Annotated in this window: 8 protein-coding genes and 1 pseudogene; 7 read left to right on the top strand and 2 right to left on the bottom strand. The window is 28.6% G+C overall.

Going from position 1 to position 15,157, the window contains the following annotated elements:
- Positions 1-7 precede the first annotated feature (7 nt).
- A complete protein-coding gene (locus GXK56_RS16315; RefSeq protein WP_160689289.1) occupies positions 8-1,261 on the top strand; it encodes an FAD-dependent oxidoreductase in 1,254 nt (417 codons plus the stop codon).
- Between the two features lies 1 nt (position 1,262).
- Entirely contained in the window at positions 1,263-1,616 is a 354-nt protein-coding gene (locus tag GXK56_RS16310) for a DUF1667 domain-containing protein (RefSeq protein WP_160689287.1), read from the top strand.
- Positions 1,617-1,680: 64 nt separating this feature from the next.
- Here GXK56_RS16310 and GXK56_RS16305 read toward each other — a convergent pair whose 3' ends face one another.
- Positions 1,681-6,762: a diguanylate cyclase gene (locus GXK56_RS16305; RefSeq protein WP_160689285.1), complete on the bottom strand. Its 5,082-nt coding sequence runs from the start codon at positions 6,760-6,762 to the stop codon at positions 1,681-1,683.
- Positions 6,763-7,328: 566 nt separating this feature from the next.
- On the opposite strand from GXK56_RS16305, the gene GXK56_RS16300 reads away from it, so the two are divergent.
- Positions 7,329-9,695: an excinuclease ABC subunit UvrA gene (locus tag GXK56_RS16300; protein WP_160689283.1), complete on the top strand. Its 2,367-nt coding sequence runs from the start codon at positions 7,329-7,331 to the stop codon at positions 9,693-9,695.
- The gene (locus GXK56_RS16295) at positions 9,692-10,660 is read left to right on the top strand and encodes a serine hydrolase (protein ID WP_160689281.1); all 969 of its coding nucleotides are present in this window, start codon (positions 9,692-9,694) and stop codon (positions 10,658-10,660) included. The genes GXK56_RS16300 and GXK56_RS16295 overlap by 4 nt, the downstream gene beginning before the upstream one ends.
- A 30-nt stretch (positions 10,661-10,690) precedes the next feature.
- On the opposite strand, the gene GXK56_RS16290 is transcribed toward GXK56_RS16295, so the two are convergent.
- Entirely contained in the window at positions 10,691-11,569 is an 879-nt protein-coding gene (locus tag GXK56_RS16290; protein ID WP_160689279.1) for a radical SAM protein, read from the bottom strand.
- Positions 11,570-12,164: 595 nt separating this feature from the next.
- Here GXK56_RS16290 and GXK56_RS16285 point away from each other — a divergent pair.
- The 3 genes and pseudogenes from GXK56_RS16285 to GXK56_RS16275 all read left to right on the top strand — a co-directional run.
- Positions 12,165-13,307, top strand: a pseudogene (locus tag GXK56_RS16285) (cell shape-determining protein); the annotation flags it as partial.
- 333 nt (positions 13,308-13,640) lie between these two features.
- Positions 13,641-14,276 carry a hypothetical protein gene (locus GXK56_RS16280; RefSeq protein WP_160689277.1) on the top strand — a complete coding sequence of 212 codons (636 nt, stop codon included), beginning with the start codon at positions 13,641-13,643 and terminating at the stop codon, positions 14,274-14,276.
- Between the two features lie 63 nt (positions 14,277-14,339).
- Positions 14,340-15,140, top strand: coding sequence for a leucine-rich repeat domain-containing protein (locus tag GXK56_RS16275; protein ID WP_160689275.1), 801 nt, complete (start codon positions 14,340-14,342; stop codon positions 15,138-15,140).
- The last annotated feature ends 17 nt before the right edge of the window (positions 15,141-15,157 follow it).

Raw genomic sequence — 15,157 nt, 5'->3', positions numbered from 1 at the left:
ATTGATTATGAATTACGAATTAATAGTTGTAGGTGGAGGACCAGCAGGTCTTGCAGCCGCATATGAAGCATATAATAATGGAATTAAAAAAATATTAATTATAGAAAGAGATAAGGAATTAGGTGGAATATTAAATCAATGTATTCATAATGGTTTTGGACTTCATACTTTCAAAGAAGAACTTACAGGACCTGAATATGCAGGCAGATTCATTGAAATGATTGAAGATACAGATGTTGAAGTAAAACTTGATACTATGGTTTTAGAAATTGGAAAAGATAAAACAGTTTATGCAATAAATACTGAAGAAGGTTTTATGGAGTTAAAGGCTAAGGCTATAATCCTTGCAATGGGCTGTAGGGAAAGAACAAGAGGTGCAATTAATATTCCTGGGGACAGACCAGCAGGAGTATTTAGTGCAGGTGCAGCTCAAAGATATATTAATGTTGAAGGATATATGCCAGGTAAAGAAGTAGTTATATTAGGTTCAGGAGACATTGGACTTATAATGGCAAGAAGAATGACTCTTGAAGGAGCAAAGGTTAAAGCTGTAGTTGAGCTTTGTCCATATTCAAATGGTTTAAATAGAAATATAGTTCAATGTTTAAACGACTATGATATACCACTATATTTATCTCATACAGTTGTAGATATTGTAGGAAAGGAAAGACTTGAAAAGGTAGTTATAGCTCAAGTTGATGAAAATAAGAGACCTATTAAGGGAACTGAAAAAGAGTTTGATGTAGATACATTATTATTGTCAGTAGGATTAATCCCTGAAAATGAATTATCTTTCAATGCTGGAATTGAAGGTGATAGAAGAACAAATGGAATAATTGTTACTGAAAGTATGGAAACTTCTGTTGAGGGAATATTTGCATGTGGTAATGTTGTTCACGTTCATGACTTGGTTGACTTTGTTACTCAAGAATCAAAACATGCAGGCCTTTCAGCGTCAAAATACATTAAAGGTGAACTTAAGAAAGATAAATATGTAAATATAATTAATGGGCAAAATGTTAATTACACAGTGCCTCAAAAACTTAGCATAGAAGATGTTTCAGATAAATTAACTATATTTATGAGAGTAAATAATATTTATCATGATAAAGCCTTAGTTGTAAGATCAAATGATGAAGTTATAGGTAAATTTAAAAGAGCTCATTTAGCACCTTCTGAAATGGAAAAAGTAGTTTTAAGTAAGGTATTATTAGATAAAGTTAAAGGTGATATAACAATATCATTAGAGGATGGTGAATAAAATGGAAAAAGAATTAATTTGTATAGTTTGTCCTAAAGGATGTCATTTAAAAGTAGATGCAGAAGCTAAAAGCGTAACTGGAAATGGTTGTCCTAGAGGGTTTGAATATGGAATAAATGAAGTTACAAATCCAGTAAGAGTAATAACTTCAACAGTTAAGGTTCAAAATGGAGAGTTGCCTGTAGTACCTGTAAAAACAACAAATCCAATTCCAAAAGGACTTAATTTTAAATGCATGGAAGAAATTAATAAAGCAATTATTAAGGCTCCTGTTAAAATTGGAGATATTGTAATTCAAAATGTGCTTGGGACTGGTGCTGATATTGTTGTTACTAGAAATGTAAAAGAAGCTTAATTTAAGAATATGAAGTTGAACCATATATATTTTCAAAAATATATATGGTTCGACTTATTTATTCTTATTTACTAAAGACAAATTTATTTTTTCCAGATTTTTTTGCTTCATACATAGCATTATCTGCTTTTTTAACTAATTGATTTATAGTAATACCATCAGTTGGATATACCGAGATACCAATGCTTGCAGTAACCAAACCTTTGTAGTTGCCTAAATCAATTGGAAGTGAAATTTCATTAATAATTTTATTGCAGATCTCATTAATAAAATCTATACTTAAAATGTTTTTGATGATAATTACAAATTCATCTCCACCAAATCTTGAAACGACATCAGAAGGTTTTACTATTTTTATTAATCTTGCAGCAATGGTTTTTATAACCGTATCTCCACAGTTATGACCATAAGCGTCATTTATTGCTTTAAAACCATCTAGGTCTATAAATAAAATTGCAAGAGAAAGATCATTAGCTTTTGCAAAATCAAGCGAATAATTTAATTCGCTTTGAAACAATTTTCTATTTGCTAGTCCAGTAAGATAATCGTGAGAGGCCATTTCTTCTAATAGTTTTTCAGCCTTTTTACGTTCATTAATTTCTTTTTTTAATTTTGAAGTTCTTTGTTCTATCAATTCCTCAAGTTTATTGTGATGCTCTCTAAGTTGCTTTTCAGAACGTTCTAAATCATTGTATAGAATTGCATTTTCTAATGATATTGCTAGTTGAGAAGAAATTATTTTAATTATCTCAATTCGTTCGTTATTAAAGGCACCATCTATTAAAGTGTTCTCCAAATAAAGTATTCCAATTAAATTTCCTTTGTTTAATACAGGCATACACATAATAGACTTTGGATTTTTATTTAAAATGTAAGGATCTGTTATAAATTTTTCTGAAATAGAAGAAGAATCTAAAATTATAGTGTCTTTTGAATGTATTACATAATAAATTATTTTCTTAGGCAAGGCCTTAGTGGCTTCAAAATCCTCTTCTTTCATAACATCTATTTGTTTTTCCCGTATATTACCTTCTGCAAGTATAATATATTTTTCTTCTCTTTTAATTAAGTAGCAGATTCTCTGAGCACCTGCATTTTCAAGCAAAATATATAGCAGCTTTTTTAATAGCTCCTCTAATTTTATTTCACCAGAAATTGCATGAGTTGCTTTTACTATTGAAGCGATATCGAGTCCAATTGGATTGGATATACTATTATCTAAAGCTGTAGATCTATCTTTGATAAAAGAATTATTAAGTTTATCAAAGCTGAAAATATTAGAATATGATTGAATTATATTATTAGATTTAGCTTTAGCACCCCATAAATTATAGCAATATATTGATTGTTCAAAGTACATTTTAGCTATACGTTTGTTTTCCAATGATAAATAATATTTTGCTGCTAGTTCATTTGAAAGAGCTTCTTCTTGTATATAATTATTTTCTGAAGCAATTTTAATAGCTTTTTCATAATAATCAATAGCTTTAGAAGTTTGTCCTAAAATCCTTGCTTTTTCTGCTTTCACTAAATATAGTTTATTCAAAAAGTTATTTGGTGCATCTTGCGCCCATTTTTTCAATCTTTTTTCATTGGACGATATTTTATGCATTATTTGCTGTTTACCAAGTAGTGAATTTTGCGTGTTAATACAAGCGAGCATAATTAATGAATTATAAAAATAAAAAATAGCAAAACTTAAGGTTCCTTTTACACCTTCTAAATAAGATTGAGCAATTTGAGAGTTATCAAAAGCATCATCATATTTGCCAAATAAATATGAAAGAATAGATTTATTTAAATAAACACTGCAAAGAGTACCAATATCCTTTGCTTCTTGGTGTATCAATATCATTTCATCTTCATTATATACTTTCCCTTTTAATTTATAGGTATTTTCAGAATCACCAATTAAATTATTAATTGCTTGTTGAAATATTGATTGAGTAATGAGAGCTTCTTTATTTTTTAGCTTATTCATAATTTTTGAAAAATCGGACATTTCAACATCTAAATTTGCTAAATTTTTACCTGAATAATAAGAGGATATTCCATATAAGCATGCAGCTGTACAAGCATAATTTATATTACCTGTTTCTAATCCAACATTATAAGCATTTACATATTTATTTAATGTACTATTAATGTCTTTTCTCCATGGATTTATGAAGCAGTTTATAAGTACATAGGTTTGAGCTTTATATTCTTTTTCATCAAATTTATCTAATAATTGTAACGCTAACTGACTAAATTTATATCCAGAATCAATATCTCCTATAGAGCATAAAAGCATGCCATAAGCAGCATAGCCAATTGGTGAACTACTTAAGTTTCCATGTTTTACATACAATCTTACGGCTTTTAATGTTATTAAAAGAAAAAGATTAGGGTTAAGCATATAAGTAGACATTCCCATTTTAACCATTATTCTCAAAGCCGCACATAAAAATAAGTTGGTCATTTGTGGTAATTCAACTAAATTTTCAGGCGGATTTCTAAATAGCATAAGCTTTGTTTTTATAAATGAATATAAAACATGAGCTGTGGTAGGCATTTTGGGAAAATTCATTCCAAGAAGTTTCAGTACATATATAGCAGTATCTAAAACTTCTGATTTTTTATTTTGTGCAGTATAGGCTATGATTTTAATTTCGTATAACTCAATTTTATCTAAATCATTTTGACTGTTAATTAATGCAACTTGAGTATATTTTTCTACAGCTTCATAATCTCCATTTAAACAAGCTATTTCAGCAGCTTGAACATATAAGGAATGAATTAATTCATAAGAGGTTTGCCAACCAAAAGGTTCTATAAGCTTAATCCCAATCAAAGTATACTTATAGGCTGTGTCATAGGCAGTTGATTTCTTTGCAAATTTTCCAGCTAGAAGCTCCAATTCAGCTATTTGAAATATTTCAGAAGCATTATGTATCAATTCAATACCAAGATTTAATTGAGATACAATATCTAGAATAGTTCCTTCTTGTTTTAACCAATCTTCATTGGCTAACATATGCTTTCCTATTTTAAGATGAATTTCTTGCTTTTGATGTTCATCAATTAATGAATATATTGCCTGCTGTATTCTATCATGAAGAAATATATAATTATCGTGAATTAATTTGCCTGTTTCATTATTAATATTGTCTTTTAAAGCAGGTAATATAATGCCTTCTTTTAAAGCTTCATACATAGCAGCTTGAAGGTCATCATTAGTATATTTGTATATAATTTTGCTTAACACAGACAATAAGTTAAAGTCAAATTGGCTCCCTATACAAGCAGCTAATTTTAATATTTCAACAGTAGTTTTATGGAATTTTGATATTCTAGACGTAATCAGTTCTACAACATTTTCGGCTATATTTACTTTTTTTATTTCAGATAAATTCCATTCCCATTTCCATTCTTTTTTATTAAACCAAATCAAATGTTCTATATATAATAAATATAAAAATTGTTTCATAAAGAATGGATTACCATCTGTTTTTTTCATGGTTATTTCAGATAAAGAAATTACTTCATTTATATTGCAATGGAATGTTTCAGAAATAAACTGTTGTATATAAACAGCTTTTAAAGGTTTAAGAAAAATAGTATTAACAAGTACATTATTATTTTGAATATTATTTATAGTTAGTCTTAGAGGGTGAAGTTCATCCACCTCATTATATCTATAAGCTCCAATAAACAATATATTTTTTATTTCAAAATCACTTATTAGGGTTTCCATAAGCTTTAGGGAAGATAAATCAGCCCACTGTAAATCATCCCAAAATATGACTAGAGGATGATCTGATTCACAAAAGGTTTTTACAAAATCTTTAAAAACTTTGTAAAAACGATTTTTTGTTTCTTGAGGAGACAACTCAAGAGCTTGCTTTTGTTTTCCAATTAATTTTTCAACTTGAGGAACTACATCTATAATTACCTGGCCATTAGATCCTAAGGAGTTTAAAAGTTTATTTCTCCAGTTCTTAATTTGCTCTTTATTTTCACTGAGAATTTGATTGATTAAGTCACTAAAAGAATAAATTAATGCAGAAGGAATGTCATGATAAAATTGATCAAATTTTCCCGATATGAAATAACTGGGTTTATTTTTTATAGAAGTTTTAAACTTATTAACTAATTCAGATTTTCCTACCCCAGAATAACCAGAAATCAAAATAGTTTCTTTTTGAGTTATATTAATTTGCTTAAAGGCGGATTTTAGCAATTTAATTTCTTGCTCTCTTCCATAGAGTTTGTCGGGAATTTCAAAAACATCTGAAATATCTCTTTCAGCTATTTTAAAATTTGTTATTGATCCAGTGCCTTCAAGTAGGTTCTTGCATTTTTCTAAATCCCATTTCAAACTAACAGCGCTTTGGTATCTATTATCAGGCATTTTTTCCATTAATTTCATTATTATATTAGAAATAACCTGTGGAATATTAGGGTCTTTTTCAAATGGAGAAATGGGGTGCACTGCAAGATGACAATGAATCATACCTAAATTATCTTCAGCATCAAAAGGTAAAGACCCAGTAAGCATTTCATAAAAAACTACTCCTAAAGAGTAAAAATCTGTACGATAATCAATAGAACTGTTCATCCTTCCAGTTTGTTCTGGAGAAATATAACCAATTATACTTTCTAAATCTGTTATTTTATCTAAAATATTTATTTTGTTGGAGAAAAGAGTAGAATTTTCAAAGCCAGTAAATTTAACTATATTATTTTTCTTATTTACAATAATGTGACTTGGAATAATGGTTTTATGGATAATATTGTTATAATGAATATCAATTAGTCCTTGTGATAGTTCAATAGCTATTTTTAGGAAATCCATAGGTTTCATTTTTTCAAAGGTATTTAAGATGTTATTTAAAGAAACGCCATCAAAATATTCTAAAATAAGTACTGGCGTTTTTTCGTAATATTCTATATTATAGATTTTTACAATGTTTTTGCTCTGAATTTGTTGATTTAAGATATATTGTTTTTTAACTTTATCTATATCATTTAAATCAGGATATTCAGCATAAAGAAATTTCAATAAAACTGAAACGCCATCATTTAGTCTAATTCCATTGTAAATAATAGTTTTATTTCCCTCATATATTTTTGAGTTTATTTGATAGCCAGGGATATTAACCATATTACAACCTCCAATAAAAAATTAATAACATAAGGTATTGTGCTACTTAAATATGTTTAGTTTTACAACCAAAGTTTCTAAATCTGCATTTTAGGCATAAAAAGTTCTGAATTGCAGAAAAGATTTGTATTGTGGAATAGCCACTCTTTTTATGAGTGTATAGCTGCTATTTTTATAGGTGATAAGTTCCGAATTGCGGCATAGCAGCTCTTTTAATATGTGCATATTCTGAAGAATATATATGGTTATATGGTTCAGAATATTAATGGTAAGTCACATTAAAAATACTTTAAGTATATTTTTAATAAGCACAACAAGTTACCATAATATGTCTATGGTGTACATAGTTAATTATGATATTTTTAAGAACATTATATTTTAGTATAATAGTACAACATACAATAACATATTTCAATTAATTTACTTACGTACTTACTTGGCAAACTAGAAAATATTACTTAATATGGCTATATGCTGTAGTTTAGTATAAAATAATTACATAGTTAAAAATAGATTTTAAATAGTAGCTAAAAAAATTTTGGTTACTCAATTAAATGAGGTAAAGCATGAATAACTTTATAGAAATTAAAGGTGCTAAAATTCACAATTTAAAAAATATTGATATTAAGATTCCTAAAAACAAATTAACTGTTATTACAGGAGTTTCAGGAAGTGGAAAGTCTAGTCTTGCTTTTGATACTCTTTATGAAGAAGGAAAGCGAAGGTATTTATTGTTTTCTGGAACCCAGTTTATGGTGGAAACTGCACCGAGTTTTGATAGCATCACTGGTATGTCGCCTACAGTTGCAGTTGAACAAAGAATAATTCGTCAATCAAATCCTCGAAGTACTGTTGGTACACGTACTAAAATAAGCAACATGCTTGCTATGTTTTTTTCAGCCTTTGGCATACGTGATTCAGATTATGATGATGGACTTCCACTTTCAATGGAAATGTTTCAAAAAAATTCAGCAAAGGGAATGTGTGTTAAATGTTTAGGGAAAGGAAAGATATATAAGCTTGATGAAGAAAAGCTTTTTGGAGATAGGACAAAAGCCATAGATGAATTAGTTTTTGGTGTGGCAAAGCGTGGAAGTACAAGAAGATTGATGGATGGCTTTTGCAAATATTATGGTTTATCCATATCTCAAAAAGTTAATACTTTAACAGAAGAACAATTTCAAGCTTTAGTATATGGTGACGGAGGAAAAACAATATTTCCAGGATTTATTCCTTGGATAATGCAAATTATAGGCGGAGATAGTGGAAGATTAAGATACTTATTAATGGAGGATAACTGCTTGAGTTTAAGAATCTGCCCAAAATGCAATGGAACTGGATTAGGTGAACAAGCTATTAATACAACTGTTGGTGGAAAGACGATTACAGAGCTAGAAAATATGTACATAAAAGATCTTGTAGAATTTTTAAAGGTAGAAAAAAATAAACTATCTAGAGGAAATTTAATTGGTGAGATTTTAACTAAACTTGAATGTATGGTTGATGTGGGGCTTCATCATTTATCGCTTTCACGTCCTGTTCCAACACTTTCTGGAGGGGAGATTCAGCGTTTATTTTTAGCCTCATTTATAATAGCAGAAATGGATTCTATTATATTTATTTTTGATGAACCCACAATTGGTTTACATGAAATAGAAAAAGAAAAGCTTATAAATATTATTAAAAATTTAGTTAATAGAGGAAATACAGTAGTTGCTGTTGAACATGATGAAAATTTTATGAAGGCTGCTGATTATATTGTAGACTTAGGACCAGAGGCAGGAAGTTTTGGTGGTGAAAGAATATTTCAAGGTACTTATGATGAATTTATGTTGTGTGATAATTCAAAGACTTCTCCATATTTATCTGGCAAAAAGCTTATTCCTATTCCAAAGAAATATAGAATAAATAATACACAAAAGTTTCTAACAATAAATAATGCTAGTCTTCACAATTTACAAAAGGTTTCTACTGATATTCCTTTGGGACTTATTGTTGGGATAGCAGGAGTTTCAGGAAGTGGGAAATCAAGTTTGATTGCAGATACTTTAGTTCCTAAATTAAAAGAGATTTTAAAAGCAAAATTTTCTCAGGACGATGAACTAGATGAGGAAGATAATAAAGAAGAAAATGATAATGTTGAGATTATAGGAACAGAACATATAAATAAATGTATAGTAGTTGACCAAAAGCCTATTGGAAGAAGCAGAACTTCATGTCCAGCTACATATTTAGGTATCTTCGATAAAATAAGAAAACTCCTTGCAAATACACCCGAAGCAATTGAAAATGATTATACCGCAGGATTATTTAGTGTAAATTCAAAGGGAGGCTGCCATGCATGCAAAGGTGATGGAGTAATTCATCATTATGTTGGTTATGGAAATTTTATAGATCTTGAGTGTGAATATTGCGGCGGAACTGGTTTTGTTGAAGAAGCAATGGAAGTTAAACTTAAGGATAAAAATATAAGACAGATTCTTGAAATGAGTGTTTTGGAGGCAATCGACTTCTTCAAGGACATTGATAAAAGTGTTTATAATATGCTTATGACACTAAACAGAGTTGGATTAGGCTACATAAAGCTTGGACAAAGTACTCCAACTATTTCAGGAGGAGAAGCTCAAAGAATAAAGCTTGCAAAAGAGTTGGGGAAAAGGCAAGTAAAAAGCAGTTTATACATTTTAGATGAGCCTACTACAGGATTGTCTATTTCTGATACAGAAAAGCTTATTCACCTAATTCATGAACTTTGTGATAATGGTAATACTATTATAGTAACTGAACATGATCCAGTAGTACTCAGTAATTGTGATTACATAATTGAAATGGGGCCAGGAGGAGGAAGCGATGGAGGATATATTATTGCAAAGGGGACACCTGCTGAACTTAAAATGGATGAAAAATCAATTATTGGGAGGTACTTATTATGAGTTATGAGTGGAAGTTTTCAACACCAGAAGTTGAAGGTATGAATAGTAATATTTTAAATGATATTGATGATTATATAAAACAAAAGAGATATAGGCTTATAAACAGTATACTCGTTATAAAAAATGAAAAGATAATTTTTGAGCATTATTACAATAAATTTAATGAAAACAGCAAAAATAATATTAAATCAGTTTGGAAAAGTATTTTATCAATAACTCTGGGAATTTGTATTGATAAAGGAATAATAAAGAGTATTGATGAGCCTATTAAAAAATATCTTCCTGAATTTGCTGAAGATAATCATATGTATCATAAAGCACTAACTATAAAGCATTTATTGACAATGTCCTCAGGTATATATTGGAATCCGGGAAAGCATTATCATTGCCCAATGCTGAACCAAATGATGAGGTCTGGTAGCTGGTTATCTCATTTATCAGATATTGCAATGAATGATTATCCAGGAACTAAATTTGTTTATAAAGAATGGGATGTTATTTTACTTTCAGCAGTTATTGGTAAAGCAGCAGGGAAAACTGCTTATGAAGTATGTGAAGAATTTTTGTATACTCCACTTAAAATAAACAGTGGAGCATGGCCTAAAAGCCCAGATAATGTATCATATACAATACAGGAAGGTGAAGAAAATTCAGATTTATCTGCAAGGGATATGGGTAAAATAGGATTATTATTTTTAAATAATGGACTTTTTAATGGGCAGAGAATTGTATCTGAGGAATATGTAAAAGAAGCAATATTAGCTAGTAAAGCAAGTTCAGAGTATGGGTATTTATGGTGGCTTTTTGAAGAAGGATATGCAGCCAGAGGATTTGGTGGACAAGAAATTAACGTATACCCTAAAAATAATCTTATTACAGTAATTCAAGCAACACCAACATCATCTAGTAAATTATATGGTGATGTTAGCAAGGAAATAATAAAAAGTTTGATTTTGCAGTGCTAGTATGAAGAGGCAATAGATAGTAAAAACTATCTATTGTCTTAGTAAATTTAGTTGAATAGATGATGACTTGTTTTCATAAGAAGGCATTTTAAGAGTAATTCCATACTTTAAACAGGCATTTTTAAGCGCATAATTTAACTTAGTAATATTTCTTCCAGAGCATTTATACCTATCTCCAAAGCGTTTTTCGTACTTTTCTTTTATGCCAGGAAAATTTTTATCTAAATTTTCGTAAAAATAATCTCTTTGCCTATCTCTTAAAGACATTCCAATCCAAGGAACAATATGTTTAACACCATAATAATCTGCTTTTTCAACTATACTAATAATATTTTCTTCAGTATCCTCTATAAATGGAAGTATTGGCATCATGGTTATGCTTGTGTTTATTCCTAATGTTGAAAGAATTCCAAGGGCTTTAAATCTATCTGTAGATGAAGGTGCATAAGGCTCTATTTTTTTAGCTAAACTATCATCATTAGTAGTTATTGTTATAGCTACAGATGCATAGATTTTATTGATTTCTTGAAGAATATCAATATCTCTTAAGATTAGATTACTTTTTGTAGTTAAGTGAATTGGGTAATTATATTCTGAAATTATCTCTAAACATCTTCTGGTAAGTGAATATTTTTTCTCAGATAAAGTATAAGGATCTGTCATTGCTCCAGTGCCTAAACATCCCTTTTTTCTTTTAGTCTTAAGCTCTTTTTTGAGTAGTTCTACAGCATTCTTTTTTACAATGAGTTCATCAAAATTATCTAATTTGTAGCATAAGCTTCTGGAATCACAGTAAATGCAGCCATGTTCACAGCCTCTATAAATATTAAAAAGGTAGCTTGTTCCAAACCAACTAGAAGGCTTTTTGTTTTTTGAAAGCAAAACTTTTGCTTCAATTTCTTTTGACATAAATAACACCTCTTTCTGTAATATTTTATCATAAGTTACAAATATAATGATGTTATTATATAAAATTCAAATTATAAAGGAATTTGAGATTAATCTATAACATAAAAATCAAAAAAATATTTATATTTTAAGGTAAAACTAAGAAAAAAATTAATATTATTTAGTTAAGGAATAAGTTTACTTACTTTTATTAAGAATTTTTCTTAAATATTGAACACAAATGAAATCTTTGTTATCATACAAATATATTAGTAAGAGAGATAATGGGGTCTCGCATAAAACAAGGCCTTATTATCTCTATTTTGTTTTTAGATCAGTATCAATGAGTTTTTAAAATTATTAAAACATTATTGATTAAATAAGCCCCTAAAGGAATATTTCTAAGATAATGGGAGATTCTATGCCATGGATTTCTTAATATCCTTATAATATAGTTTCCACACATTAACCACTATATTATTTAGAATATTACCTTTTAATAATATATTGAACCTCTGTATTTTAAATAGCTTCAAAATACAGAGGACTTTTTTTGTGTTATAATCAAATAAAAACATTTGTATCTTTAAATTAAATTATTAAGGAGGCAGAGTGCATGAATAATAAGGAAAATTTGATTAAATATTTAAAAATATTATTAGGAACATACATTGTAATAGGATTAATTGCATTGCTAAATAGTGCATTAATTTTCGATTTGAGTCTTAATGCAATGGCAATTACAGGAATATTTTCAGTATGTACATTTGGATATGGTATATTTATTAGAAACAGAAAATATATTACTGCAGCCATTGGTGTTGCAATAATATATGTATTACTTGCAATATTTTTTAGCCCATTAATAAGCTACAAAGAACATAGAAATTTAATTGGCAATATTGAAGAAGTTGATTTTTCGAGTCAAATAGAATATATGGATATTAACCAGCTTCCTATAATAGATGAAGAACTTGCAAATAAGCTGGCAGATAAGAAATTAGGTGAAATATCTAGCCTTGGAAGCCAAGTCACTGTTGGAGAATTAGACCTCCAAAGTGTAAATGGACAATTGTATTATGTAGGGCCTCTTGAACATTCATCATTTCTTAAATGGCTTACAAATAGAGAAGGCACAATAGGATATATTAAGGTAAGTGCTACAAATCAAAATGATGTTCAATTAGTAACTAAGCTTGGTGAAAAAGATATTAAACTTAAGTATTTAAATTCAGCATATATTTTAAGTGATTTAAATAGGGCAGCTTATTTTAGAGATATGAAAGCTGGACATACTGATTTTACTTTTGAGTTAGACGATAGTGGAAGACCATATTGGGTGATTACAAGATATGATACTGGCATTGGAATTACAGAAGCTAAGGCAGTTGGAGCATTAATAATGGACGCACAAACTGGAGAATCAAATGTATATGATATAAATAATTTGCCAAGCTGGGTAGATAGAATACAACCAATGAAATATATCGATAGATATATAAATAAATGGGGAGAATTAGTTCATGGAGTTTTGAATTTTACTGATAAAGATAAATTAAAATCAACAGGCGGTATGAATATAATTTATAATAAAGAAAAGTGTTATTATTATACTGGAATAACTTCTGTAGGAAGTGATGAATCACTTGTTGGATTTACTTTAACTAATACAAGAACAGGTGAAACAAAGTTATATAAGACTTCCGGTGCCACAGAAGAAGCAAGCATGAAATCAGCAGAGGGTAAAGTTCAACAATATAATGTTATTGACAATGAGGTGTTGAATTTAATAATATAAGTGTATATCAAGTGTGTGTAAGTATTCGACAGTTGATGAATTTAAAAGTGTTGAATAAAACAATAAATATGACTTAGAAGGTCTTTTTTTTTTGCTCAAATTTATAACCTAAGTATAACTCATTATATAAAAACGTTCCACTTGGTGATAATGCTTTAAATGGATATATATTGAATATAATGGTATAATAAAACTATTGTATCGTTATGAACGTTTACTTACTTTATACGCTAATTAAAGCGTTATAATAAAAAAATATGAAAGATGAATTTTATGTATTTGGGGGAGAGTAATGTGAAAAAAGCAAGTATATTTTTAGCAATTTTTATATCAGTAATCTTGTTAAACTTTATAGGTTGTCAAAATAAAGTTGATTCTAACAAATTATATGATAAAAATGGTAAATTACGTTACGAGGGAGAATTAAAAGATGGTAAGCCTAATGGAAAAGGAATAGCCTATGATAAAGGGGTTTTATTTTTTGAAGGCAATTTCAAAAATGGAGAACCTGACTTAAATGGATATACAAAAACGTATTGGGACAATGGAAAGCTTATGTTTGATGGTTATTATAAAGATGGAAAACGAATTGAAGGACTTGTATATAAGGAAGATGGAAGTTTAGATGGGTATTTACCATATGCACCTATAACAATCATTGGTGAATGGGTTGGTACGGATGTTAATACTAATAAGGAAATTTTCTACAGTGTTAAGTTTCTTGACAATGGCACAATTACAGATAATAACGATAAAGTGCTTGGTACATATAGTATTGACCAAGACACTATAAAATTAAATAATAAAAGCGAAAACTACACTATTAATGGTACGTTGAGTTTTTATACTAAAAATAAATTTACTATTTCAAGTAATACACAAGGAACAATTTTATTTATAAGAAAAGGTACTGATGGTTATAATAAGTAGGAAAATAAATAGTTTTTAAATAATTAATAATATATATTGAGGGATAAATAAGGAGGATTTATTATGGGATTTAAAAAGCTTGGAACTATTTTATGTACAGTAATATTGATACTATCTCTTTCAGGCTGTGGGAGTCAAGTTACTATGGGAAATACAGTAACATTTAAGGATAAGAATTTAGAACAAGCTATAAGACAACAAGCGAATAAATCTAAAGGAGATATTAATAAAAGTGATGTTAAAAGTATTAATTCGTTAAGCTTAAAAGTTCAAAAGATAACAGATATAAGTGGCATTGAAAATTTAGCTAATCTACAAACTCTTGATTTAAGTGCAAATCAAATAAGTGATATAGGTTCATTGAAAGGATTAACCAATTTGCAGATTATTAACTTAGGTAATAACAAAATAAATGATATAAATGCATTAAAAGGATTAGTTAATGCACAAATTCTTTTTTTATCTGATAATCAAATAAATGATATAAGCTCATTGCAAGGATTGACTAATGTCCAAAATATTTATTTAGGCAACAATAAAATTAAAGATATAAATGCCTTAAAAGGTTTAAGTAATTTACAATGGCTTTTTTTATCTGACAATCAAATAAGTGATATAAGTGCATTAAAAGGTTTAACCAAATTGGACAACCTTGATTTGAGGAACAATAAAATAAGTGATGTAAGTGTATTAAAGGGATTAACTAATTTAAAACAACTTGATTTAAGAAATAATCAAATAAAAGATATAAATGCATTAAAAAATTTAACTAATTTACAACGCATCGGTTTATCTGACAACAAAATAAGTGATGCTGATAAACAAGCATTGCAAAATGCTTTACCTGAATGTAATATTTATTAGTTTCTTAAGAAAAAATG

The sequence above is a fragment of the Clostridium sp. C2-6-12 genome (genome assembly GCF_009928485.1).
Classification (GTDB): Bacteria; Bacillota; Clostridia; order Clostridiales; family Clostridiaceae; genus Clostridium.
The sequence above is the reverse complement of the archived record's forward strand: the minus strand, read 5'-3'. Positions and strand labels throughout refer to the sequence as shown.

Coding starts and splice junctions, on each gene's coding strand:
- GXK56_RS16300 (WP_160689283.1), top strand. CDS start 7,329: ATGAATAACTTTATAGAAATTAAAGGTGCTAAAATTCACAATTTAAAA.
- GXK56_RS16305 (WP_160689285.1), bottom strand. CDS start 6,762: ATGGTTAATATCCCTGGCTATCAAATAAACTCAAAAATATATGAGGGA.
- GXK56_RS16290 (WP_160689279.1), bottom strand. CDS start 11,569: ATGTCAAAAGAAATTGAAGCAAAAGTTTTGCTTTCAAAAAACAAAAAG.
- GXK56_RS16315 (WP_160689289.1), top strand. CDS start 8: ATGAATTACGAATTAATAGTTGTAGGTGGAGGACCAGCAGGTCTTGCA.
- GXK56_RS16275 (WP_160689275.1), top strand. CDS start 14,340: ATGGGATTTAAAAAGCTTGGAACTATTTTATGTACAGTAATATTGATA.
- GXK56_RS16310 (WP_160689287.1), top strand. CDS start 1,263: ATGGAAAAAGAATTAATTTGTATAGTTTGTCCTAAAGGATGTCATTTA.
- GXK56_RS16295 (WP_160689281.1), top strand. CDS start 9,692: ATGAGTTATGAGTGGAAGTTTTCAACACCAGAAGTTGAAGGTATGAAT.